Below are 22,253 nucleotides of genomic sequence, written 5' to 3' on the forward strand. Positions count from 1 at the left end.
GGCCTTGTAGGGTACGAGCCATGCCAGAGATCCTCGACCAGGCCCGAACCCAGGTCCTGGGTGACGGCGTCGGCCTCGACCAGGCCGGTGTCCTCGCCGTGCTGAATCTGCCCGACGAGCACCTGCCCGCCGCCCTGCAACTCGCCCACGACGTACGGATGCGGTGGTGCGGCCCGGAGGTCGAGGTCGAGGGCATCGTCTCGCTGAAGACCGGCGGCTGCCCGGAGGACTGCCACTTCTGCTCGCAGTCCGGCCTGTTCACCTCCCCGGTGCGCTCGGTCTTCCTGGACATCCCGTCGCTGGTCGAGGCGGCCAAGCAGACCGCGAAGACCGGAGCGACCGAGTTCTGCATCGTGGCCGCGGTCCGCGGCCCGGACGCCCGGCTCATGAAGCAGATGCGCGAGGGCGTCGCCGCCATCAGGGCCGAGGTCGACATCCAGGTCGCCGCGTCGCTGGGCATGCTCTCGCAGGAGCAGGTCGACGATCTCGTCGACATGGGCGTGCACCGCTACAACCACAACCTGGAGACCTGCCGGTCGTACTTCCCCAACGTGGTCACCACGCACTCCTGGGAGGAGCGCTGGGAGACGCTGCGGATGGTCCGCGACTCCGGCATGGAGGTGTGCTGCGGCGGCATCCTCGGCCTCGGCGAGACCGTCGAGCAGCGGGCGGAGTTCGCCGCGCAGCTCGCCGAGCTGAACCCGCACGAGGTGCCCCTGAACTTCCTCAACCCCCGACCCGGCACGCCCTTGGGCGACCGCCCGGTCGTGGAGGGCAAGGACGCGCTGCGGGCCATCGCCGCGTTCCGGCTGGCCATGCCGCGCACGATCCTGCGGTACGCGGGCGGTCGGGAGATCACCCTCGGTGACCTGGGCACGCGCGAGGGTCTGCTCGGTGGCATCAACGCGGTGATCGTCGGCAACTACCTGACCACGCTGGGTCGACCGGCGACCGCCGACCTGGACCTGCTCGACGAGCTGAAGATGCCGGTCAAGGCACTCTCTGCGACCCTGTGAGGCCGACGGTGACCGAACCGACACGGGTCGTTAGCGACGATCCCCCGGCCACTGTTTCGGCGGCGACCGCGGCGGACGGGTCGGGCGTGGCGACGCCCTGGTGCGATCGGTGCGGCGAGTCCGTCATCGACGGTCCGCACGCGCAGTGCGGGGCGGCACGGTCGCTGGAGCCGCCGCGCTACTGCGCGTCCTGCCGGCGCCGGTTGAAGGTGCAGGTGCTGCCGGTCGGCTGGTCGGCGGTCTGCGTCGAGCACGGTGAGACGCTAGGCTGAGCCGGTGCTGCGAGGGCGAGCGGTGACGTTGCGACCGGCGACGGATGCGGACGTGCCGGCCCTCGCGGCGATCCGGTCGCAACCCGAGGTCCGTCGGTGGTGGCGCGGCGGCGACGACCTTGCCGAGGCCGTCCGTGCCGATCTCGCCGACGACGAGACGAGGGTGTACGCCATCGAGCACGAAGGCCGGGTGGCCGGCGCGATCCAGTGGTACGACGAACCGGACCCGGACTACCGGCACGCCAGCCTCGACGTCTTTCTCGACCCGGCCGTACGCGGCGTCGGGCTCGGCGGGGACGCCATCCGCACCCTGACCCGGCATCTGATCGACGAGTACGGCCACCACCGGTTCACGATCGACCCGGCGGCCGCGAACACCGCCGCGATCCGCGCGTACGCGAAGGTGGGCTTCCGCCCGGTGGGCGTGCTGCGCCGTTACGAACGCGGCACGGACGGCCGCTGGCACGACGGCCTGCTGATGGACCTGCTCGCCGACGAACTCGCCGACTGATCCAGCCAGATCTTGGACAGTTGTCGTTCCGCGATGACGCCAACTGTCCAAGATCTGGCGGCGCGGTGCCGATTCGGCGAGAACACTTCCCAGGATGCTGCCCGCCGACGACGCCGACGCGTTCGAGTGGCTCGCCTTCGAGCAGTCGGGCGTGCTCACGACCCCACAGGCCACCCGCCTGCTCACCGAGGGGGTGGTCCGTGGCCGGATCCACTCCGGTCGGTGGCGGTCGATCTGCCGAGGAGTCCTGCTCACCGGCAACGGCCGACTCACCCGTGACCAACAGCTGTGGGTGGCGGTGCTGGCCGCCGGCCCGGACGCCGTGTTGGCCGGGGTCACCGCCGCTGCCGAGGCCGGGGTACGGGGACTGCGCCACGAGCCGCTGCACGTCCTGGTGCCGGCCGCCCGTCGTGCGGCGCGGACCAGCCTGCGTCGGCTGCCGATCGACATGCCGGCGGTCCTGGTGCACCGAACGACGATCCTGCCCGGGGCCCATCGTCAACTCGGCCGGCCGCCGCGCACCACGACGGCACGGGCCCTCGTGGACGCGGCGGGTTGGGCGACCGGCGTGGACGAGGCGCAGGGGTTGCTGGCCGCCGGTTGCCAGCAGCGTCGGGTGCTGCCCCAGGAACTGGACGCGGTGCTCGACGTCCTGCCCCGGGCATCCCGTCGACAGCTGATCCGGCAGACCGCCGGTGACATCGCGGGCGGTGCGCACGCGCTCTCTGAGATCGACTTTCTGCGGCTGTGTCGCCAGCACCGGCTGCCCGCTCCGGACCTGCAGGAGCATCGGGTCGACGCGGCGGGCCGGAACCGCTGGCTGGACGCGTACTGGCGGAAGTGGCGGGTACAGGCGGAGATCGACGGTGCGCACCACATGGACGCACGGCAGTGGGCAGCCGACATGCGCCGGCAGAACGACGTCTGGACCAGCGGAGACCGGATCCTGCGCTTCCCGGCCTGGCTGGTCCGCGCCCGTCCCGACGAGGTCGCCGAAACGGTCCGCAGAGCCCTGACCGCCGCCGGCTGGACCCCGCCCCCGCCCCGTCCTCGTCAGCCACGATGAATCTTGGACAGTTACCGTCCGCCGAAGACGGTAACTGTCCAAGATCTCGGCGCGGGACGCCGCAGCGGCGCGGACAGCGCGGCGCGGACAGCGATGCGGGGCAGGATCGGGTCAGGTGACGGTGCAGGGGGTGCTGTTGAGGGTGAAGGCGGCGGGTTTCGGGTTGCTGCCCGTGTGGGTGCCGTTGAAGCCGAAGCTCACCGACGCCCCCGGCGCGAGCGTGCCGTTGTAGGACAGGTTGGTCGCGGTGACCGCCGCGCCGGTCTGGCTGACCGTCGCCGACCAGCCCTGGCTGACGGTCTGTCCGGCGGGGAGGGTGAACCGCAGCGTCCAGCCGTCGACCGCGGTGGCGCCGGTGTTCGTGATCGTCACGGCGGCGGTGAAGCCGGTGCTCCAGTCGCTGGTGACGTACCCCACCGAGCACGTGCCGCCGACCGGCGGAGGCGCGGTGGTCACCGTGACCGGCGCGGACGCCGCGGAGGTGTTGCCGGCGGCGTCCACGGCCACCACGAAGAACTGGTACGCGGTGGACGCGGTCAGCCCGGACACCGCGAGCGTGGTGCCGGTCGGCGAGCCGACCAGCACGTCGGTGGCGCCGGCCTCCCGGTAGACGCGGTAGGAGGTGACGCCGACGTTGTCGGTCGACGCCGCCCAGGTCAGGGTGAGCCCGGTGGCGGTGGTCACCGACGCGACCGGTGTGCCGGGTGTGCCCGGCGCGGTGGTGTCGGCGGCACCGGCCGGCGGTGTGGTCACCGAGAGCATCGGTGAGGCCGCCGAGGTGTTGCCGGCGCCGTCGCGGGCCACGACGGTGAACTGGTACGTCCGCTCGGGCAGCAGCGGCGAGACGGTCAGCGATGTCCCGGTGACGGGCCGGATCACCACCACGTCGTTGCCGACCAGAAACTCGCGGACCTCGTAGCCGGCGAGTCCACTGCCGCCGCTGTCGGTGGATGCCGCCCAGGACAGGGTGACCGAGCGTGGCGTCAGGCCGGATGCGACGGGCCGGCCGGGCACGGTCGGCGCGGTGGTGTCCGGTACGGCCGGCCCCGGCTCGACACCCCAGACCCGGGTGCCGCCCGAGTACAGCGGTACGCGCGGGTTAGGCCCGGCGGTGGCCTGGTACGACGGGTCGTTGGTGGGATCCCAGGTGCCGCCCTCCGGCACCCCGATCTTGAACTGGACCTCCATCCGGTGCTGGGACTGCCCGGCCGGGGCGATGGTGTGGCCGGTGCAGTCCACCTCGACGTACCAGATGTCGCCGCTGAACTGCCGGGCGGTGGTCGGGGACGGGCAGCCCTGGGTGTAGCCGGGCGTGACCTGCACCGGTCCGGCCCCGTCGGGGCGGAAGTAGTAGCGGAACTTCGCGGTGGTCAGCGCCCGGGCCGGGAAGGCCGACCTGTTGTAGATGACGGCCTTCAGCCCGGTGGCCCGGGGCTCGGCCTGCATCACCGTGGTCTCCACGGTCAGCTCGTCGATGTCGGGCCGCTCGGCGACCGGGAAGCCGGCGAGCGGTGTGCCGCCGTACTCGGAGACCAGCCGGACCAGCGCGGACGTGAAGCCCGCGTTGTAGTCGGTGGCGACCTCGTTCATCACGTAGTCGCCCCGGCTGTCGGTGTACGCGTCGTTGGCCGCGGACGGCCCGCCGACGAGCGCGCCGTAGAGGGTGTGCCGGGTCTCCACGGGCACGGTCTGGCTGTCCCACCAGGAGCCGTGCGCGGTGCGGTGGTGCGGGTTGCGCGGGGAGTTGGCGCCGAACCCGATGACGTAGCTGGAGTGGCGCGGGTTGTCGCCGAGCGCGTAGTTGATCTGTCGGACGGCGAAGTCGTGGTAGCGCGCCTTGCGGGTGGCGTCGGTGGTCCTGTCGCTGTAGACCAGTGCGGCGAAGGAGGTGTTGGCGGCGTACCGCAGCGCACCCCAGGAGTCGAGCACCGCCATCCCGCCCGGCGAGTACGGCACCCGCTGCCCGTTCACGCCGACGGTCCAGTAGTCCAGCCAGCGGTTGGCGTCGTCGACGTACTTCTGCTTGCCGGTCAGGTTGGCCAGCAGCACGTACGCGCCGAACTGCTTGTTGTCCCAGGCGATGGTCCACCTGTAGGAGCGGGTGGTGGACTGGTTCTCGGTGCCCAGCTTGTCGTACTCGCTCTCGGCCCTGGCCAGGTAGCTGGCCTCGCCGGTGGCCCGGTGCAGCCAGATCGCGCCCCAGACCAGCTCGTCCTGCCAGCCGCTCCACGAGCGGTAGAAGCTGGTCGCGTCGGGAATGCACTCGTGGTACGCCTTCCGCACCGTGTCGGCGAAGGTGTAGAGCTGCCGTGCGTGGCCGAGCAGCCGGTCGGCGTAGGCCGCGTCGGTGGGCCGGAACACCATCGAGGAGGCGGCCATCGCGGCCGCCGTCTCCCCCGCCAGGTCCGCGCCGCCACAGCTCGCATCGATCTTGTACGCGGGCCGCGCCATCGGCAGCACCTCGGCCGGGCCCCACCACTTGTGGTCGTCGTCGCCCTTGCCGACCTGTCCGTAGAGGACGTTCGGCGCGGGGTGCGCCTTGATGAGGTAGTCGTTGACGAAGCGCAGGTTGTTCAGCAGGTGCGGCAGTTGCCCGGAGGCGGCGTAACCGCTGCGGTACTCGACCGCCCCCCAGGCGAGCATGGTGGCGCTGAACGCCATCGGGAAGCCGAACTTGACGTGGTCTCCGGCGTCGTACCAGCCGCCGGTGAGGTCCAGGCCCGCGTCGGCGCCGTCGGTGAGCGCACTGTCGCCGCGCCAGGAGACCCGGTTCCAGTCGGGTAGTCGGCCGGACTGCTGCGCCTCGTAGAAGAGCAACGACTTCTGCAGTGCCTCGGCGTAGTTGAAGGCCGGCGCGGCGGACGCGGGCCCGGACGGCGGGGCGGTGACCGCGAGGGACAGCCCGGTGAGCAGGGCGACGCCGGCGGTCAGCAGCCGGCGCGGCCAGGGCTGGTCGGCGACCAGTGACCTCCACCGGCGGGGGTGGCCGTGCGACGGCCGGGTCAGGTGACGCATGGCGGGCTCCTGTCGGAGGCGCCGCCGGCGGTCGCACCGACGCGGGACGGCGTCGGGCGGCACGGCCACCGGCGACAGTGGTGGCGGTGAGGGACCACGGCAGCCGTGGAAGCGCTCCCATGGATAGTCGCCAATGTAGTGCGGTGGCTTGCGATTGGGAAGTCCGGCAGGCCGACCAGATCGGTGGGTGTCCGCTCGCCGGATCGTGCGTCAGCCCGGCGGAGCTACATCACATCATCGACTGCCTTCAATTAATGACCGTTGGCGGCCGCAGCCCAGGCACGTCGACACCTGATCGACAACCGCCCGCTGGTGACCCGCCGACGGCCAGCCAGACAAACGTACTGTTGCTGACCCGCTACCCGGCGCGGGACAGTACCGATCATCAGTGGTGCCATCGACGCCACCGCTCCCCGGTCAACCCTGAGGAGAACGCGATGGCACTACGACTCGCCGAGGGCACCGCCTGGTCCGACGTCCTGGCCCGTGCGGTGGCCGCCACCCCGGAGGCGTTCGGCACCGAGGTCGACGGCGTCACCACCCTGCACAACCTGGTCGAGGCAGACTGGCGGGCCGTCGGCCGCCCCAGCCCGGTCCGTACCCCGGTGGACAACACCGTCGTGATCAACCTGCCCCGGCTCGACGCCGACACCGCCCGCTCCGCCGTGGCCCACGCCGCCGCCGCGCACCGGGCCTGGGCCCAGACCCCGCTCACCGAGCGCAGGGCCCGCGTCACCGACGCGCTGGACGCGCTCACCGCCCACCGCGACCTGCTCGCCCTGCTGCTGGTCTGGGAGATCGGCAAGCCGTGGCGGCTGGCCTGCGCCGACGTGGACCGGGCGTTGGACGGCGTGCGCTGGTACGCCGGCGAGATCGACCGGATGCTCGCCGACGGCCGCGAGCCATTGGCCGGACCGGTCAGCAACATCGCGTCCTGGAACTACCCGATGAGCGTGCTGGTGCACGCCGAACTGGTGCAGCTGCTGGCCGGCAACGCCGTCATCGCCAAGACCCCGTCCCAGGGCGGTGCGGTGTGCCTGACCGTCGCCCACGCGCTCATGCGCCGGGCCGGGCTGCCCGCCACGCTGGTCTCCGGCGGTGGCGAGGAACTGTCCGAGGTGCTGGTACGGGCACCGGAGATCGGCGCGGTGGCCTTCGTTGGCGGGCGCTCCAACGGCGGCAAGGTGGCCGCCGCGCTGCTCGACAGCGACAAGCGGCACTTCATCGAGCAGGAGGGCCTCAACGCCTGGGGCATCTGGAACTTCTCCCAGTGGGACCTGCTCGCCGCGCACCTGCGCAAGGGCTTCGAGTACGGCAAGCAGCGCTGCACCGCGTACCCCCGGTTCGTGGTGCAGCGTGACCTGGTCGACGAGTTCCTCGACATGTACCTGCCGGTCGTCCGGTCGGTCCGATTCGGACACCCGTTGGCCGTCGGCGAGAACTGGGCCGCCGGCGACCCGCTGCCCGAGCTGGACTTCGGGCCGCTGATCAGCGCCGCCAAGGCCGACGAGCTGCGCCGCAAGGTCGACGAGGCCGTCCGCGGCGGCGCGGTGCCACTGCACCGGGGCAAGCTGACCGGGGCACCGTTCCTGAACGGCCAGGACACCTCGGCGTACGTGGCGCCGTCGGTGCTGCTCGCCCCGCCCGGCCGGTCCCGGCTCATGCACGCCGAACCGTTCGGGCCGGTCGACACGATCGTCGTGGTGGACACCACCGACGAGCTGCTGGCCGCGATGAACGCCTCCAACGGCGCCCTTGTCGCGTCGCTGGCCTGCGACGACACCGACGAGGCCGGCAAGCTGGCGGTGGATCTCCAGGCGTTCAAGGTGGGCATCAACAAGCCGCGCTCCCGGGGCGACCGGGACGAGGCGTTCGGCGGCCGGGGCGCCTCCTGGAAGGGCGCGTTCGTGGGCGGTGACCTGCTGGTGCACGCGGTCACCGTCGGCGGCGACCGCCGGCTCTACGGCAACTTCCCCGACTACAGCAGCTACCCCACCACCTGAGCAGCGGCGACAGGGAAGGGCACCCGCTACGCACCAGGCGTCAGGGAGGTGCCCTTCCTCTCCGCCACCGCGGCCACGGCGAGCGGGACGGTGAGGGTGAGCAGGGCGCCGTCGCGTTCCGCGACATTGGGCCGGTCAAGCCGTCGCAGGGCACGCAGCATCGGGGTGTTCTCGGCCTGGACGTGCAGGACCAGCGCCCCGTAGCCGGCGCGTTCGGCGTGCCGGGCCAGCCGGCGCAGCAGCGCCGAGCCGAGCCCCCGCCGCTGCCAGTCGTCGCGCACCAGTAGCGCCACCTCGGCCTCGTCGCCCTCCCCGAGCAGGTTCGCCATTGCCACCACCGGCTCCCCGGCCGGGCTCGGGACGGTGCTCGTGGCGATCAGGGTCAACCCTCGGCTCGGCTCCAGCAGCCGGCGCAACCGGGCCGGCGGCGGCGTCGCCGCCCCGCCCAGGTAGCGCCGGTGACGGCTGCGCGCCGAGCATTCCTCGTGCAGCTCCTGCACCCCCGGCAGGTCGTCCGCGCAGGCCGGACGGACGGCCACCTCGGCACCGTCGGGCAACACCAGGGTGACCTGTTCCGCGGCCCGGCGGGCGACCGTGGCGGCCACCTCGGCCAGGGCCTGCGCCCGGGCGTACTCCGCCGGAGTGAAGGCCGGCGCGGCCCGCCGCAACGCGAACGAGCCGCCCGCCGGGTCGGCGAGCAGCATGCCGGCGCCGACGATCCCCCGATCGACGCCGACCGACGCGGGCCGCCAGCTGACCGAATCCGCGCCCAACAGGGTACGCAGCACCTCGCCGGTCGCGTCCGGGTCGCGCACCAGCCGGTTGGCCAACCCGAGCACCCGGGTCGGCTGGTCGGCCAGGCCGCGCGCCTCGCTGCGCGCCACCCAGCAGTCCCGGCCCCGACCCCGCTCGACGGCGGCGATGAGCTCGGCCTCGTCGAGCGCGTCCGGCGCGTCGACCAGGAAGTCGTCCACCGCGCCCTGCTCGGTCGGCTGCACCTGCACGGTGAGGATGTTGACCCCGCGCAGTGCGAGGCTCGCCGTGAGAACCGACAGGTAACCCGGCCGGTCGTCCACGGTGGCCCTGATCCGCCACAACGTCATGGTTTGCTCCCTTCCCCACCTACGAGCCTCGCTCCCGGCTGTTGCCGCCCGGTTGCTCGCCCGTGACGGCTCGGGAACTCCTCGGCCGTTTCAGGGGCCGGCGATCACCGGAGGCGCGCCGACCAGGTCCAGCCGGTCACCGAGGATCACCGCGCTGGCCCGGACGAGCTGGGTGAGCCGGTCCACCTCGGTGCTGTGGAACGCGGCGGCGGAGAGGGTCTCGCTGCGCTCCCGGGCCACCACCAGCACCAGGCCCGCCCGGCCGAACGGAGCGATGGCGTGGTGGGTGCCGTCGGGCGTGGTCATCGACCGGCCGCGCAGCGGAGTCACCTCCGGCAACTGCGGCGGTACGGGAGCACGCCAGCTGGCGTGCCCGACCGTCGCCCCGCCGGTGCCGCCGCCCCGGGAGGCCCAGTCCAGCGGCACCACGGCGCCGACGGCCCAGTCGGCCGCCAGCAACCCGGGCACCGCGTCGACGAGGGTGGCCAGCCCGTCGGCCGGGTTCGCCGCGACCTGAGCCAGCAGCTCCGCGTCCTGACCGGTGGTGGTGGGCGCGCCGATCGCCCGCCACACACCGTCCACCCGCACGCCCGGAATCGCCGCGAGGCCCGCCAGCAGCCGCTCCACCCGGGCCGCGCCCGGCCAGACCACCGTGAAGTCGTCCACCGCGCGGCCGCCGAGCCGCTCCAGGACGACCACCTGGACGATGTCCGCACCGGACACGCCCAGCGTGCGGGCGACCTGGCCGAGGGTGCCCGGACGGTCCGGCAGGGTGACCCGAACTCGCAGCAACATGTCTGTCCCTCCGCTCGGCGGGCCGGCATCGGCCGGCAGGCTGTCCCCAGCCTGGTCGTTGACCATTTCGTCCCTGTTGCAGAGCCATGTCCCGAGGGGAAAATCTGACCTTGACAACGGAAGCGGGCTGCCATCAACTAGTCGGATGACCGATCCGGCCGACGATGCGCTCCGGCCGGAGTCAGATCCGGCCTCCCCCGTCGGGCTGGACCTCGGCCGGCTCTCCGACTACCTGACCGCACACCAGCCCGCCCTGGCGGCCGGCCCGCTGCGAGCCCAGCTGATCGCGGGCGGCAAGTCCAACCTCACCTACCTGCTGCGTCTCGGCGACCGCGAGGTGGTGCTGCGCCGGCCTCCGCTGGGGCACGTCCTGGCCACCGCCCACGACATGGCACGCGAGTTCCGGGTCATCTCGGCGCTGGCGCCCACCGAGGTTCCGGTGCCCGGCGCGCTGCTGCTCTGCGCCGACCCGGAGGTGATCGGCGCGCCGTTCTACCTGATGGAACGCATGCCCGGCGAGGTGTTCCGCAGCCGTCAGCAGACCGACCCGCTGGGCGACGAGCGACGCCGGGCTCTCGCCATGGCGATGATGGACACCCTCGCCGCGCTGCACACCGTCGAGCCGGCCGCCGTCGGCCTGGGCGACTTCGGCCGCCCCGAGGGTTACCTGGCCCGGCAGGTCCGCCGCTGGGCCGGGCAGCTCGACCGCTCCCGCAGCCGCACCCTGCCCGGCATCGACGAGCTGCGTGACCTGCTCGCGGCCACCGCGCCGGAGGGCGCGAACGCCGGCCGGATCGTGCACGGCGACTACCGGCTCGACAACCTCCTCGCCTCGGCCGACCCGGTTGCCGTGCACGCCGTGCTCGACTGGGAAATGGCCACCCTCGGCGATCCCCTCGCGGACCTGGGGCTGCTGCTCACGTACTGGGACGTGCTGGGCGACAGCGAGACGGCCGCCGGCAACCCCGTCGCCGACGGGCTCGGCCCCCGCGCCGGCTTTCCCACCGGCGCCGAGCTGATCGACCGGTACGCCGGGCGCAGCGACATCGACGTCGGGCCGTTGCACTGGCACGTGGCGCTCGGCTGCTTCAAGCTCGCGGTGATCTGCGAGGGGATCCACTACCGCCACACGCTCGGGCAGACGCTCGGCGAGGGCTTCGACCGGATCGGCGAGATGGTGGCACCGCTGGTCGCGCACGGGCTGACCGCCGCCGGGGAGCGGTGATGGACTTCTCGTACGACACCCGGACCGAGGAGCTGCGCGCCGAGCTGACCCGGTTCCTGACCGAGCACGTCCACCCCGCCGAAGCGGTGCACACCGAGCAGGTGGCGGCAGGCGACCCGTGGTCGCGTACCCCCGTGATGGCCGAGCTGAAGGCGGAGGCCCGCAAGCGCGGCCTGTGGAACCTCTTCCTGCCCGACCCGCGCTACGGCGCCGGGCTGACCAACCTGCAGTACGCCCCGCTCGCCGAGCTGACCGGGCGTAGCCCACACCTGGCGCCGGAGGCGGTCAACTGCGCCGCGCCCGACACCGGCAACATGGAGCTGCTGGCCGAGTTCGGCTCGGACGCGCAGCGGGAGCGCTGGCTGATGCCGCTGCTGGAGGGCGAGATCCGCTCGGCGTTCTGCATGACCGAGCCGGACGTCGCATCCTCCGACGCCACCAACATCGCCACCCGGATCACCCGCGACGGCGACGAGTACGTGATCAACGGGCGCAAGTGGTGGTCGTCCGGTGCCATGGACCCGCGCTGCGAGATCTTCATCGTGATGGGCAAGACCGACCCGGGCGCCGACCGGCACCGCCAGCAGAGCATGGTGCTGGTCCCCCGGGACACCCCCGGCGTGACCGTGCGCCGGGGCATGACCGTCTTCGGCTACACCGACGGTACGCACGGCGGGCACGCCGAGATCGACTTCGTCGACGTCCGGGTGCCGGCCGACAACCTGATCGGTGCCGAGGGCAACGGTTTCGCGATCGCCCAGGCCCGGCTCGGCCCGGGCCGGATCCACCACTGCATGCGGCTGATCGGGATGGCCGAGCGGGCGCTGGAGCTGCTCTGCCGGCGCGCCAACGAGCGGATCGCGTTCGGCCGGCCCCTCGCGGAACAGGGCGTCGTCCGGGAGTGGATCGCCGAGTCGCGGGTCCGCATCGAGCAGGCCCGCCTGCTGGTGCTCAAGACTGCCTGGCTGATGGACACCGTCGGCAACAAGGGCGCGCACACCGAGATCCAGGCCATCAAGATCGGAACGCCGGCGATGGCCGAGTGGGTGATCGACAAGGCCATCCAGGGGTACGGCGGCGCCGGCGTCAGCCAGGACACTCCCCTGGCCGCCCTCTGGGCGCAGACCCGCACGCTACGTTTGGCCGACGGCCCCGACGAGGTCCACCGAGCCTCCCTCGCCAAACGCGAACTCCGCCGCTGGACCCAAACCCCCACCTGACCCCCGCGCAGGCCCACCTCCGGGCCCCTGCCGCCCGCCCGCGCACGCCCGCCTCCGCGCGCACGCCCGCCTCCGCGCGCACGCCCGCCTCCGCGCGCACGCCCGCCTCCGCGCGCACGCCCGCCTCCGCGCGGCGCGGCCCTGCGCAGCGCAGCGCCACGCCACGCCGCGCCGCGCCGCGCCGCGCAAGATCGTGCAACTTCCTGGTTGTAGTGGCCTCCACCTCGCGCGATGACCACTACAACCAGGATCGAGCGTGATCTTGCCCGTCGAGCGCAAACGATCACGAGCTTGGCCGCGTGGTTCGCCCGCTTTGTCCAGAGCAACCCCATGATCATGAGCTGGGGCGGGGCGGCACCGGTGCGAAAGGGGCGGTGGTCAGGCGGAGGTGCGGTGGACCAGCTGGGTGTCCAGGAGGATGTGCGGGGCGGGGAGGTCGTCGCCGCGGATCCGGGCGACCAGCAGCCGGGCCATCTGCCGGCCCATCTCCTCGACCGGCTGGAAGACCGTGGTCAGCGGCGGGTCCGCCTGTCGGGCGATCGGCGCGTCGTCGAAGCCGATCACCGCGACGTCCTCGGGCACCCGTCGGCCGGCCTCGCGCAGGGTCCGTAGCGCGCCGAACGCCATCAGGTCGGACGCGACGAAGACCGCGTCCAGGTCCGGGCAGGCGTCCAGCAGTCGGCGCATGCCGGCCGCGCCGCTGCCCTCGCTGAAGTCGCCGTACGTGATCAGGTCGGGGTTGACGCCGACTCCGGTGGTCTTGACGGCCTCGGTGTAGCCCTCCAACCGGGCCAGGCCGGCGCCCATGTCCTGGGGCCCGGCGATGGTGGCGATCCGACGTCGCCCACGGCCGGCGAGGTACTCCACGGCCTGCCGGGCGCCGCCGACGTTGTCCACGTCGACGAACCAGGCGGGCTGGGCGCCGGGTTGCAGCATCCGGGCGGGCCGGCCGCCGAGCACGGCGGGCAGGCCGCGCTCCTCCAGCAGGGTCGGCAGCGGGTCGGAGTCGTGCAACGACAGCAGCAGTACGCCGTCGACGTGCTGGTTGGTCAGATGGTGCTCGACGCGCTCCCGCTCCACCGGCGACTGGGCCATGGCCAGCCACAGCTGCATCGGCGTCTCCAGCAGCCCGGAGCTGATGCCCCGCACGATGCCGGCGAAGAACGGCTCGGTGAAGACCCGTTCACCGGATTCGGACACGACGAGCGCGACAGAGTCGGTCCGCTGGGTGACCAGCGCGCGGGCCGCGCGGTTGGGCACGTACCCCAGCTCTGCGATGGCCTGTTGGACCGCGGCCCGGGCCTCCGGGCTGACCTGGGGCGAGCCGTTGACCACGCGGGAGACCGTGCCCCGGCCGACGCCGGCGCGGGCCGCGACCGCATCGAGGGTCGGGCGCCCGAGCGACCGGGTGCGCTGCGTTGTCATCGTCTGCTCCTCCGACGGCGGGCGGACCTGGTGCCACCCGCCGGGGGTGGACACCAGGACCGTCCTGATGGCTGGCCCGAGCCTATTGTGCGGCCAGACCGTTGCGTCGGATCACCGAGGCGTACCACCTGGCGCTGGACTTGGGGATGCGGACCTGACTGTCGTAGTCGACGTGGATCATGCCGAATCGCTTGGTGTAACCCCAGGCCCACTCGAAATTATCCATCAGCGACCAGGCGAAGTATCCGCGCAGGGGCACCCCCGCGGTGATCGCCTCGTGCGCGGCGCGCAGGTGGGCGTCGAAGTAGGCCAGCCGGTCGACGTCGTCGACCTGCCCGTCGACCACGGTGTCGAGAAACGCGGAGCCGTTCTCGGTGACGTAGAGCGGCAGGTCGGTGTAGTCGTCGTGCACGCGGCGCAGGGTCTCGGTCAGGCCCGGGGCGTCGATCTCCCAGTTCATGTCGGTGACGGGGACGCCGCGCGTCACGAAGCGGACGTCCTCGCTGCCCGGCCAGCAGGAGGGCGCACGCCAGTACGGCTCCGGCTCGACGCCCTCGACGCCGGCGGCGACCACGTGCCGGCTGTAGTAGTTGACCCCCACCATGTCCAGGGGCGTGGAGATGGTCGCCAGGTCGCCGTCGCGCACGTGCGCGAAGTCGGTCACCGCGCTCAGGTCGGCCATCAGGTCGGCCGGGTACGAGCCGCGCAGCAGTGGGTCGAGGAAGAACCGGTTGGCCAGCGCGTCGATCCGCCGGGCGGCGTCGGCGTCGGCGGGGGCGTCGCTGGCCGGGTCGACCGGGTACAGGTTGACCGTCACGCCCACCTCGGCGCCGGGCCGGGCGGCCCGCAACGCCTGCACGGCCAGGCCGTGCCCGAGCATCAGGTGGTGTCCGGCGCGGACCGCGTCGGCACCGTCGGATCGGCCGGGTGCGTGCACGCCGGAGCCGTAGCCGAGGAACGCGGAGCACCACGGTTCGTTCAGTGTGGTCCAGTAGCGCACCCGGTCGCCGAGCGCGTCGGCCATCAGAGTCGTGTAGTCGGCGAAACGGGCGGCGGTGTCCCGCGCGGGCCAGCCGCCGGCGTCCTCCAACTCCTGGGGCAGGTCCCAGTGGTAGAGGGTGAGCCACGGCTCGATGCCGTTGGCCAGCAGCTCGTCGACCAGCCGTCGGTAGAAGTCCAGGCCCTGTGGGTTGGCGGCACCGCTGCCGCCGGGCTGCACCCGGGGCCAGGAGACCGAGAAACGGTACGACTTCAGGCCCAGCTCCGCCATCAGCGCGACGTCGCCGCCGAGCCGGTGGTAGTGGTCGCAGGCCACGTCGCCGGTGTGCCCGGCGACCACCCGGCCGTCGGTGTGGCTGAAGGTGTCCCAGATCGACGGCGTACGGCCGTCCTCGGCCGCGGCCCCCTCGATCTGGTACGCCGCGGTCGCGGCCCCCCAGAGGAAGCCGGGCGGAAAGGTCAGCCCGGGGCGCTCGTCGAGGACGTCGACGGCGGGCGGGCTGGCGGGGTTGCTCATTGGGCCATCCTTGTTCGCGACTGCGGGGCTCGCAAAACCGGCTCACTCCTCGCGCTCACGACTTGACGGCACCTTCCATGATCCCGCCGATGATCTGGCGGCCGAACACGATGAACACGATGACCAGCGGTACGGTACCGATGGCTGTCGCGGCGAACACCTGGGAGTAGTCGGTGTAGTAGGCGTACGACAGGAACGCCAGCGAGACCTGCAGGGTGGGGTTCTCCGGGGTGAGCACCGCGTAGGGCCACAGGTAGGAGTTCCACGTCTCCATGAAGGTGAGCAGGCCGAGCACGGCGGCGGCGGGCCGCAGCGCGGGCAGCACGATGTTCCAGTAGATCCGGAACGTGTTGGCGCCGTCGACCCGGCCGGCCTCGATGAGCTCGTCGGAGACCGCCTGGCTGGCGTACTGCCGCATCATGAAGACACCGAACGCGCTGACCAGGAACGGAACGGTCACCGCGTAGAGGGTGTCGTACCAGCCGAGGTCCTGGATCATTCCCCAGAGCGGGATGAGGCCGAGCTGGGTGGGGATCATCATGGTCACGATGATCGACAGCAGCAGCACGTTGCGACCCCGGAAGCGCAGCTTGGCGAACGCGAAGCCGGCCAGCGACCCGGTGATCACCACGGAGAGGGTGACCACCGAGGAGACGATCACGGAGTTGATCAGGCCGGTGACGAAGTTCGCCGCGTCGTTGTCGAGCACCCGGCCGAAGTTGTCACCGAACGCGCCGCCGGGTGTCATCGGCGGCGGTACGTCGTTGATGGCGTCCAGGCTGCGGGTGGCGATGACGACCATGTAGTAGAAGGGGTAGATCGAGAAGAGCACCGCGAGCACGAGTGCGCAGTAGGTCAGCGGGCTGGTGCGCCAGAGGCGCTGGGAGGCGGAGTTCACGGCTGTCTCCTCACTTCACCGTGCGGCGGACGAGCACGAAGTTGAGCAGCGAGACCAGTGCGATCATGATGAACATCGCCCAGGCCACGGCGGCGCCGTACCCCGCGGTGTTCAGGTTCTCGATGCCGAGCTCGTACATGTACATGGCGAGGGTCTGGAACTCCCGCTGGTCGCCACCGGTGATGTTGCCGTTGGCAAAGACCAGCGGCTCGGTGAAGAGCTGCAGCCCGCCGATGGTGGACAGGATCACCACGAAGACGAAGGTCGGGGTGAGCATCGGCAGGGTGATCCGCCAGAACTGCCTCCACTGGTTGGCCCCGTCGATCGACGCGGCCTCGTACAGGTCACGCGGGATGGCCTGCATGCCGGCCAGCAGGATCAGCGTGTTGTAGCCGGTCCAGCGCCAGTTGACCATCGACGCGACGGCGGTCCAGGAGCTCCACCGGTGCGCGTCCCAGTCGACCGGGTCGACGCCGACCATGCCGAGCAGCCAGTTGAACACGCCGAAGTCGCGCTGGAACAGCATCCCGAACACGATCGCCACCGCGGCGACCGAGACCACGTTCGGCATGAAGATCGCCATCCGGAACACCGTCCGGGCGCGCAGGAAGGTCCGGTTCAGCAGGTTCGCCAGGAACAGGGCGAGCAGCAACTGCGGGACGGTGGAGAGCAGGAAGATGCCGAAGGTGTTGACCGTGGCGTTCCAGAAGTACTCATCGGTGACCAGTGCGGTGTAGTTGTCGAACCCGATGAAGGTGTGGTCGCCGACCAGGTTCCAGTCGTGCAGCGACATCCAGGCGGTCCGTGCCATCGGGTAGAACCCGAAGACGCCGAAGACCACGAAGAACGGCGCGATGTAGAGGTAGGGCGAGAACGTCAGGTCCAGGCGGGTCAGGGAGTGCCCGCGGGACCGGCGCGGGGTGGACAGGTCATCCGGCGGCGCCGCGGGAGGCGGCGGCGCCGTCGTTGCCGACAGGCTCATGGGGTTTCCTTCGTTGGCGACGCAGGTCGCGAACCTGCGGGCCGAGTCCGACGCCGGGAGGCCGGCGCTGCGGGGTGGCACGCGGAACAGGACGCCACCGGTGGCGTCCGGACGGCTGCCCGGACGCCACCGTTGTGGAGAGGATCAACAGGTCAGAAGGCGCCCTGGGTCTTGGCGTCCTTGGCGAACTGTTCCCAGGCCTTGTCCTGTTTGGCCTGCCCGCCCTCGTACGACCGCAGGGCCGGCTCGAAGGCGTTCTCCTTGATGCCCTGGTGCTTCGGGCCGAGGTGCAGCGGCTGGATCTTCGCCACGCTCTCCCCGAAGATCTTGCCGGTCGGGGCGTTGTTGAAGTAGTCGTTCGTGTAGGCGAGGAAGTCCGCGTTCTTCAGCGCCTCGAGGTTGGTCGGCAGTGGGCCCTTGAGCTTGAACGCCGCCACCTGGCTCTGGGCGTTGGTGAGATACTCGGCGAGCTTCGCCGCCTCCTTCGGGTACCTGCTCTGCTCCGGCACGGCGAGCCAGGAGCCACCCCAGTTGCCCGCGCCGCCGGGGACAGCCGCCACGTCCCACTTGCCCTTGTTCTCCGGGCCGGAGTTCTCCTGCACGATGCCGAGCATCCAGGACGGGCAGAAGGTCGCCGCGAACGTGCCCTGCTTGAACCCGGCCGACCACTCCGGCGACCAGGTCGCCGTCTTCGCGGTGATGTTGGCGTCGGCCATGGCGACACCGGTGTCCCACGCCGCCTTCACGGACGCGCTGGTCTCGGCGACGACGTTGTCCTCCTTGTCGTAGAACAGGTCACCGCCCTTCTGGAACATGACGGCGCTGGAGGCGGTGGTGACCGAGTCGAGCAGCCCCTTGCCGGTGGCCGCGCGGTACTTCTTGCCGGTCTCGATGAAGCCGTTCCAGTCCGGCCAGAGCGCGGCGACCTGGTCCCGCTCGGTGGGCAGCTTGGCGGCCTCGAACAGGTCGCGGCGGTAGCAGACCGCGAGGCTGCCGACGTCGGTGGGCAGGCCGATCAGCCGGCCGTCCGGTGCCTTGCCCAGCTCGTACTTCCAGGGCAGGTAGTCCTTGCTGTGGTCGGCGACCAGTGGCTTGAGGTCGGTCCAGTTGGCCGGGTTGGCCTTGAACTCGTTGAGGATGCCCTCTTCGAGCGCGATCACGTCGGACGCGCCCTTGCCGGTGGCGAGCGCCCGGACGATCTTCGGGCGGTACTCGTTGAGCTGGGCCGTCTTGCGCAGCTCGACCTTGATACCGGTGTCCTTCTCGTACTGCTTGATGATCTCGTCGTAGCCGAACTCGCCGAAGGTGTCGACGACCAGCTTGGCCGGCTTCTCGCCGGCCGCCGGCTTGTCGTCGTCGTTGCCGCAGGCTGCGAGACCGCCGATTGCGGTGATCGCGGCCAGGGCAGCGGCCGCCAGGCGGGTACGCCGCGTGGTGACGCTCATTCGCTGACCCCTCTTTCCGGTGGTGAGGCTGGGTGTGTGGTGGGGGGTGTTGGCCGCGCCGGTCCGAGGAGCGCGGGTGACCCACACCACTCTCGGGAGCGCTCCCATGAGATTGCCGGCGGGTAACGAGGGTGTCAATAGGACGTTGGGAGCGTTCCCAGATCGTTACCGCCATCGACAGGGAGCACAGTCGTGCCCGCCGGAGCGGTGCAGCGGAGCCCGGTGGTGCGGAGTCAGCAGAAGCGGCGCAGGAGGGTGTCGGTGCGGCCCGCGTCGAACTCGAACGGGTCGAAAGTGGAGCCCACCCAGTCGCGCAGCTGCACGTGTCGCGGGTCGACGCGGTCCGCCGGAGCGCCCTGCTCGGCCAGCGCGACCAACAGCGCCTGGTAACCCGAAGGCCCGCCGATGCCCTCCGGCGGGCAGGCCCGCTCGCCGTCCAGACACACCGGGTACCGCTCGTCGACGTCGGCGGTCACCGCGTCCTCGACCACCAGGTCGTGCTCCCACCAGTCGCCGAAGTCGTAGATGTAGGAGAACCGGCTGCCCTTGCCGAGCACCGCGTCCAGCCGGACGTCCAGCTCGTCGTGCAACGCCAACTCCCCGTCCGGCTCGGGCTCCCCGTACGGCATCCCGTCGATCTCGAACGAGTGCAGGTGGCAGTCCCGCCAACCCATCGCGTGCTGCACCACCCGGTGCAGACGGTCCAGCGTGTAGCCAGCCGGGACGAGCACCCGACGCCACACCGGCGGGCGTACCCCGGTGAGGGACATCTTCAGCTGGAAGATCTGACGCGGCATGCTGTCCCTGTCCTCCCGCGGCTTAGGCTGCCAGCATGATCTGCCGAGCGTGCCGGGCCCGGCGGCACGACGACTGCCCGGGCCGGAACTGGTGCGACTGCCAGCACCGTACCGCCCGACCGACCCCTCCGGTCACTGGTCCGGCCAGCGAATGACCGTCGGAATTCCGATCCGGCGGCTCTGGCCCGAGCCGTCTGAGCTGCCGCTGGACGATGCCGCGCTGACCGCGCTCTACGGTCGCGCCGCGCGTCCCCGTCTGCGCGTCAACTTCGTCGCCAGCCTGGACGGCGCGGTCACCGTCGACGGCTACTCCGCCGGCCTGTCCAGCGAGCCGGACAAGCGGGTGTTCGGCCTGCTGCGGATGCTCTGCGACGCCCTCGTCGTGGCCGCCGGGACGCTGCGCCACGAGGGCTACCGGGCGGTCCGGCTCGACGAGCGGCGCCGCGCCTGGCGCCGCGAGCACGGGCTGGCCGAGTGTCCCACGCTGGTGGTCGTCTCCCGGTCGCTCGACCTGGACCCGGCGCAGGCCGCGTTCGCCGACGCGCCGGTCCGGCCGATCGTGCTCACCGGTGCCGGCGCCGACCCGCCGCACGGTCTGACCGACGTCGCCGAGGTGGTGCGCTGCGGCACCGACCGGGTCGACCTGGCGGCCGGGCTCGCCGAACTGCGTCGGCGTGGGTTGTCCCAACTGCTCTGCGAGGGCGGCCCGAAGCTGTTCGGCGCGCTCACCGCCGCCGACCTGGTCGACGAGCTGTGCCTCACCGTCGCGCCACTGCTCACCGGCCCCGGACCGGGCCGGATCACCGCGGGCGAGGCCACGCCGCCCCGACAGTTGCCGCTGCGGCACGTGCTCGCCGCCGACGACGGCGTCCTCATGCTGCGCCACGCGCGCGACGTCGCGGCACCGGGTGGGCTCACCCGGTGAGAACCGCCCCGGGAGACCGCGTCCGGTAGCTGGGCGACCCGGCGTCGGTGCTCCATGTTCGGGTAACGCGACAGCCGCCTCGAGAGTTGAGTGGTCGGCGCGGGGTTTCGCCGACCTGGCCACACACCGAAAGTGTCCGGATGGACACGGTGGGACAGGTGCCCGACGGAACGAGTGTCGTCCGCCGCGTCGCGTGGCGACCTGTCGTACTCCTCGGGCAGGATGCACCTCATGCGCGCCGACCGTGATGCCCGACCGACCCGAGCCGCCCGATGACCGACGCCGGCCCCGACGGCCTCGAGAGCCCGGGCGCGCCGGTCGGCCGGGTGCTGGGCACCGCCGACGCCACCCCGTTGCAGTTCTGGACGGCCGTGGCGCCGGGCAGTTACCTCCAGCTCGACGACGTGGTGGTCACGCGGCGTGAGCTGCCCAACCGGGAACCGGTGACGATCGCCGGGGTGGTCACCCAGGTCCGCGCCCGGCACGAGGGCGCCCAGTTCGACTCCGACGTCTTCGCCATCGCCGACGGCACGCTCCCCGCCCAGGTGCAGGAGGCTGCCGAGATCACCACCACCCGGGTCGACCCGGAGCTCTACGTGCCGCCGACGCCCGGGGCGGTGGTGCACCGGGCCGAGGGCGACGCCCGGGCGCGGGCGCTGCACTTTGACCGGATGGAACGGCGGATCCCGATGGGGATGGGTCGCGACGGGGTGCCGGTCTACCTCAACGCCGACTTCCTCGACGGCAGCCGGGGCGCGCACGTCTCCATCTCCGGCATCTCCGGCGTGGCCACCAAGACCAGCTTCGCCACCTTCCTGCTCTACTCGGTCTTCCGCTCCGGGGTGCTGGGCGGCGACGCGGTCAACGCCAAGGCGCTGATCTTCAACGTCAAGGGCGAGGACCTGCTCTTCCTCGATCACCCCAACACCCGGCTCGACGAGCCCACCCGCGCGGCGTACGCGAAGCTCGGGTTGACCGCCGGCGCCTTCCCCGACGTGCGGGTGTACGCCCCGCCCAGGGTCGGCGACGCGGCCGGCACGCCCGACGTGAGCAGCCGGCTCACCGGCGTCGACGCCTTCTACTGGACGTTGAGCGAGTTCTGCGCCGACCGCCTCCTGCCGTACGTCTTCGCCGACGCCGACGACGAGCGCCAGCAGTACACGATGGTGGTCCACTCGGTGGCCGCGCACCTGGCCCGTTACGCCCAGCCAGCCGACGGCGGGGTGAGCATCGACGGTGTCCGGCTCGGCTCCTACGGCGACCTGGTCGACCACATCGTCGACCAGCTCAACGACGACGAGACCCGCTCGGACTGGGCCGGCAGCGCCGTCGGCCTGGGCACGGTCAACGCGTTCGCCCGGCGGCTGATCGGCAGCAAGAAGGACCTCGGCCGGCTGATTCGCGGCGACCTGGCCACCCGCCGCCCGCACTCGATCAACACCAGCGAGTCCGCGCAGGTCACCGTGGTCGACCTGCACAACCTCCCGGACCGCGCCCAGCGCTTCGTGGTCGGTGTGACGCTCAAGAGCGAATTCGAGCGCAAGGAGAAGTCCGGCACCGCCAAGCCGTTGCTCTTCGTCGTCCTCGACGAGCTCAACAAGTACGCCCCCCGGGAGGGCTCCTCGCCCATCAAGGAGGTCCTTCTGGACATCGCCGAGCGGGGCCGCTCACTCGGGGTGATCCTGATCGGCGCCCAGCAGACGGCGAGCGAGGTGGAGCGGCGGATCGTCACCAACTCGGCGATCCGGGTGGTCGGCCGACTCGACCCGGCCGAGGCGTCCCGCCCGGAGTACGGCTTCCTGCCGCCCGCTCAGCGGCAGCGGGCACTGCTGGCCAAGCCGGGCACCATGTTCGTCAACCAACCGGACATCCCGGTGCCACTCTGCCTGGAGTTCCCGTTCCCGGCGTGGGCCACCCGGGTCTCCGAGGCGGGTCGGGCACCATCGGAGACGCTGCGTTCGATCACCCAGTCCGCCGACCCGTTCGCCGTGGTGGGCTCCGGCGGCGGCACCGACGACGACATCCCGTTCTGAGGGCCA

General features: G+C 71.7%; 18 protein-coding genes. 9 read left to right on the top strand and 9 right to left on the bottom strand.

Going from position 1 to position 22,253, the window contains the following annotated elements:
• Positions 1-20 precede the first annotated feature (20 nt).
• The 4 genes from bioB to ACLJN9_RS17035 all read left to right on the top strand — a co-directional run bounded on the left by bioB (position 21) and on the right by ACLJN9_RS17035 (position 2,865).
• On the top strand, positions 21-1,016 hold the full coding sequence (gene bioB / locus ACLJN9_RS17020) for a biotin synthase BioB (RefSeq protein WP_410812321.1): 996 nt from the start codon (positions 21-23) through the stop codon (positions 1,014-1,016).
• A gap of 86 nt (positions 1,017-1,102) precedes the next feature.
• On the top strand, positions 1,103-1,288 hold the full coding sequence (locus ACLJN9_RS17025; protein WP_410812322.1) for a hypothetical protein: 186 nt from the start codon (positions 1,103-1,105) through the stop codon (positions 1,286-1,288).
• Positions 1,289-1,292: 4 nt separating this feature from the next.
• Positions 1,293-1,799: a GNAT family N-acetyltransferase gene (locus ACLJN9_RS17030; protein WP_410812323.1), complete on the top strand. Its 507-nt coding sequence runs from the start codon at positions 1,293-1,295 to the stop codon at positions 1,797-1,799.
• 94 nt (positions 1,800-1,893) lie between these two features.
• Complete coding sequence (locus ACLJN9_RS17035; RefSeq protein WP_410812324.1) at positions 1,894-2,865, top strand: hypothetical protein; 972 nt, start codon at positions 1,894-1,896, stop codon at positions 2,863-2,865.
• 111 nt (positions 2,866-2,976) lie between these two features.
• On the opposite strand, the gene ACLJN9_RS17040 is transcribed toward ACLJN9_RS17035, so the two are convergent.
• Entirely contained in the window at positions 2,977-5,880 is a 2,904-nt protein-coding gene (locus ACLJN9_RS17040) for a glycoside hydrolase family 9 protein (protein ID WP_410812325.1), read from the bottom strand.
• Between the two features lie 437 nt (positions 5,881-6,317).
• Here ACLJN9_RS17040 and ACLJN9_RS17045 point away from each other — a divergent pair, with 437 nt between their 5' ends.
• Positions 6,318-7,883, top strand: a complete 1,566-nt coding sequence (locus ACLJN9_RS17045) for an aldehyde dehydrogenase family protein (RefSeq protein WP_410812326.1) — start codon at positions 6,318-6,320, stop codon at positions 7,881-7,883.
• Between the two features lie 26 nt (positions 7,884-7,909).
• On the opposite strand, the gene ACLJN9_RS17050 is transcribed toward ACLJN9_RS17045, so the two are convergent.
• Together ACLJN9_RS17050 and ACLJN9_RS17055 are read right to left on the bottom strand one after the other, a co-directional pair.
• Positions 7,910-8,986 carry a GNAT family N-acetyltransferase gene (locus ACLJN9_RS17050; RefSeq protein ID WP_410812327.1) on the bottom strand — a complete coding sequence of 359 codons (1,077 nt, stop codon included), beginning with the start codon at positions 8,984-8,986 and terminating at the stop codon, positions 7,910-7,912.
• A gap of 90 nt (positions 8,987-9,076) precedes the next feature.
• Positions 9,077-9,781, bottom strand: coding sequence for an amino acid-binding protein (locus ACLJN9_RS17055; protein ID WP_410812328.1), 705 nt, complete (start codon positions 9,779-9,781; stop codon positions 9,077-9,079).
• Between the two features lie 145 nt (positions 9,782-9,926).
• Between ACLJN9_RS17055 and ACLJN9_RS17060 the strand changes: the two genes are divergently transcribed.
• Together ACLJN9_RS17060 and ACLJN9_RS17065 are read left to right on the top strand one after the other, a co-directional pair.
• Positions 9,927-11,006 (top strand): phosphotransferase family protein, encoded by a 1,080-nt coding sequence (locus ACLJN9_RS17060; RefSeq protein WP_410812329.1) that lies wholly within the window; start codon positions 9,927-9,929, stop codon positions 11,004-11,006.
• Positions 11,006-12,226 (top strand): acyl-CoA dehydrogenase family protein, encoded by a 1,221-nt coding sequence (locus ACLJN9_RS17065; RefSeq protein WP_410812330.1) that lies wholly within the window; start codon positions 11,006-11,008, stop codon positions 12,224-12,226. Before ACLJN9_RS17060 ends, ACLJN9_RS17065 begins: the two co-directional genes overlap by 1 nt.
• Before the next feature lie 378 nt (positions 12,227-12,604).
• Here ACLJN9_RS17065 and ACLJN9_RS17070 read toward each other — a convergent pair whose 3' ends face one another.
• The 6 genes from ACLJN9_RS17070 to ACLJN9_RS17095 all read right to left on the bottom strand — a co-directional run bounded on the left by ACLJN9_RS17070 (position 12,605) and on the right by ACLJN9_RS17095 (position 19,289).
• Positions 12,605-13,651, bottom strand: a complete 1,047-nt coding sequence (locus ACLJN9_RS17070) for a LacI family DNA-binding transcriptional regulator (protein WP_410812331.1) — start codon at positions 13,649-13,651, stop codon at positions 12,605-12,607.
• A gap of 82 nt (positions 13,652-13,733) precedes the next feature.
• Positions 13,734-15,167, bottom strand: coding sequence for a GH1 family beta-glucosidase (locus ACLJN9_RS17075; protein WP_410812332.1), 1,434 nt, complete (start codon positions 15,165-15,167; stop codon positions 13,734-13,736).
• A 55-nt stretch (positions 15,168-15,222) separates the two neighbouring features.
• Positions 15,223-16,065, bottom strand: coding sequence for a carbohydrate ABC transporter permease (locus tag ACLJN9_RS17080; RefSeq protein WP_410812333.1), 843 nt, complete (start codon positions 16,063-16,065; stop codon positions 15,223-15,225).
• Positions 16,066-16,075: 10 nt separating this feature from the next.
• The gene (locus ACLJN9_RS17085) at positions 16,076-17,047 is read right to left on the bottom strand and encodes a carbohydrate ABC transporter permease (RefSeq protein ID WP_410812334.1); all 972 of its coding nucleotides are present in this window, start codon (positions 17,045-17,047) and stop codon (positions 16,076-16,078) included.
• Positions 17,048-17,199: 152 nt separating this feature from the next.
• Positions 17,200-18,492, bottom strand: a complete 1,293-nt coding sequence (locus ACLJN9_RS17090) for an ABC transporter substrate-binding protein (RefSeq protein ID WP_410812335.1) — start codon at positions 18,490-18,492, stop codon at positions 17,200-17,202.
• 233 nt (positions 18,493-18,725) lie between these two features.
• Positions 18,726-19,289, bottom strand: coding sequence for a plasmid pRiA4b ORF-3 family protein (locus ACLJN9_RS17095; protein WP_410812336.1), 564 nt, complete (start codon positions 19,287-19,289; stop codon positions 18,726-18,728).
• Between the two features lie 151 nt (positions 19,290-19,440).
• Here ACLJN9_RS17095 and ACLJN9_RS17100 point away from each other — a divergent pair, with 151 nt between their 5' ends.
• Positions 19,441-20,214 carry a pyrimidine reductase family protein gene (locus tag ACLJN9_RS17100; RefSeq protein ID WP_410812337.1) on the top strand — a complete coding sequence of 258 codons (774 nt, stop codon included), beginning with the start codon at positions 19,441-19,443 and terminating at the stop codon, positions 20,212-20,214.
• A gap of 272 nt (positions 20,215-20,486) precedes the next feature.
• On the top strand, positions 20,487-22,247 hold the full coding sequence (locus ACLJN9_RS17105) for an ATP-binding protein (RefSeq protein ID WP_410812338.1): 1,761 nt from the start codon (positions 20,487-20,489) through the stop codon (positions 22,245-22,247).
• Positions 22,248-22,253: the final 6 nt, after the last annotated feature.

The sequence above is a fragment of the Micromonospora sp. 067-2 genome, from assembly GCF_046549295.1.
Lineage (GTDB): Bacteria > Actinomycetota > Actinomycetes > Mycobacteriales > Micromonosporaceae > Micromonospora.

Coding starts and splice junctions, on each gene's coding strand:
- bioB (WP_410812321.1), top strand. CDS start 21: ATGCCAGAGATCCTCGACCAGGCCCGAACCCAGGTCCTGGGTGACGGC.
- ACLJN9_RS17035 (WP_410812324.1), top strand. CDS start 1,894: ATGCTGCCCGCCGACGACGCCGACGCGTTCGAGTGGCTCGCCTTCGAG.
- ACLJN9_RS17040 (WP_410812325.1), bottom strand. CDS start 5,880: ATGCGTCACCTGACCCGGCCGTCGCACGGCCACCCCCGCCGGTGGAGG.
- ACLJN9_RS17045 (WP_410812326.1), top strand. CDS start 6,318: ATGGCACTACGACTCGCCGAGGGCACCGCCTGGTCCGACGTCCTGGCC.
- ACLJN9_RS17050 (WP_410812327.1), bottom strand. CDS start 8,986: ATGACGTTGTGGCGGATCAGGGCCACCGTGGACGACCGGCCGGGTTAC.
- ACLJN9_RS17055 (WP_410812328.1), bottom strand. CDS start 9,781: ATGTTGCTGCGAGTTCGGGTCACCCTGCCGGACCGTCCGGGCACCCTC.
- ACLJN9_RS17060 (WP_410812329.1), top strand. CDS start 9,927: ATGACCGATCCGGCCGACGATGCGCTCCGGCCGGAGTCAGATCCGGCC.
- ACLJN9_RS17065 (WP_410812330.1), top strand. CDS start 11,006: ATGGACTTCTCGTACGACACCCGGACCGAGGAGCTGCGCGCCGAGCTG.
- ACLJN9_RS17070 (WP_410812331.1), bottom strand. CDS start 13,651: ATGACAACGCAGCGCACCCGGTCGCTCGGGCGCCCGACCCTCGATGCG.
- ACLJN9_RS17075 (WP_410812332.1), bottom strand. CDS start 15,167: ATGAGCAACCCCGCCAGCCCGCCCGCCGTCGACGTCCTCGACGAGCGC.
- ACLJN9_RS17085 (WP_410812334.1), bottom strand. CDS start 17,047: ATGAGCCTGTCGGCAACGACGGCGCCGCCGCCTCCCGCGGCGCCGCCG.
- ACLJN9_RS17090 (WP_410812335.1), bottom strand. CDS start 18,492: ATGAGCGTCACCACGCGGCGTACCCGCCTGGCGGCCGCTGCCCTGGCC.
- ACLJN9_RS17095 (WP_410812336.1), bottom strand. CDS start 19,289: ATGCCGCGTCAGATCTTCCAGCTGAAGATGTCCCTCACCGGGGTACGC.
- ACLJN9_RS17100 (WP_410812337.1), top strand. CDS start 19,441: ATGACCGTCGGAATTCCGATCCGGCGGCTCTGGCCCGAGCCGTCTGAG.
- ACLJN9_RS17105 (WP_410812338.1), top strand. CDS start 20,487: ATGACCGACGCCGGCCCCGACGGCCTCGAGAGCCCGGGCGCGCCGGTC.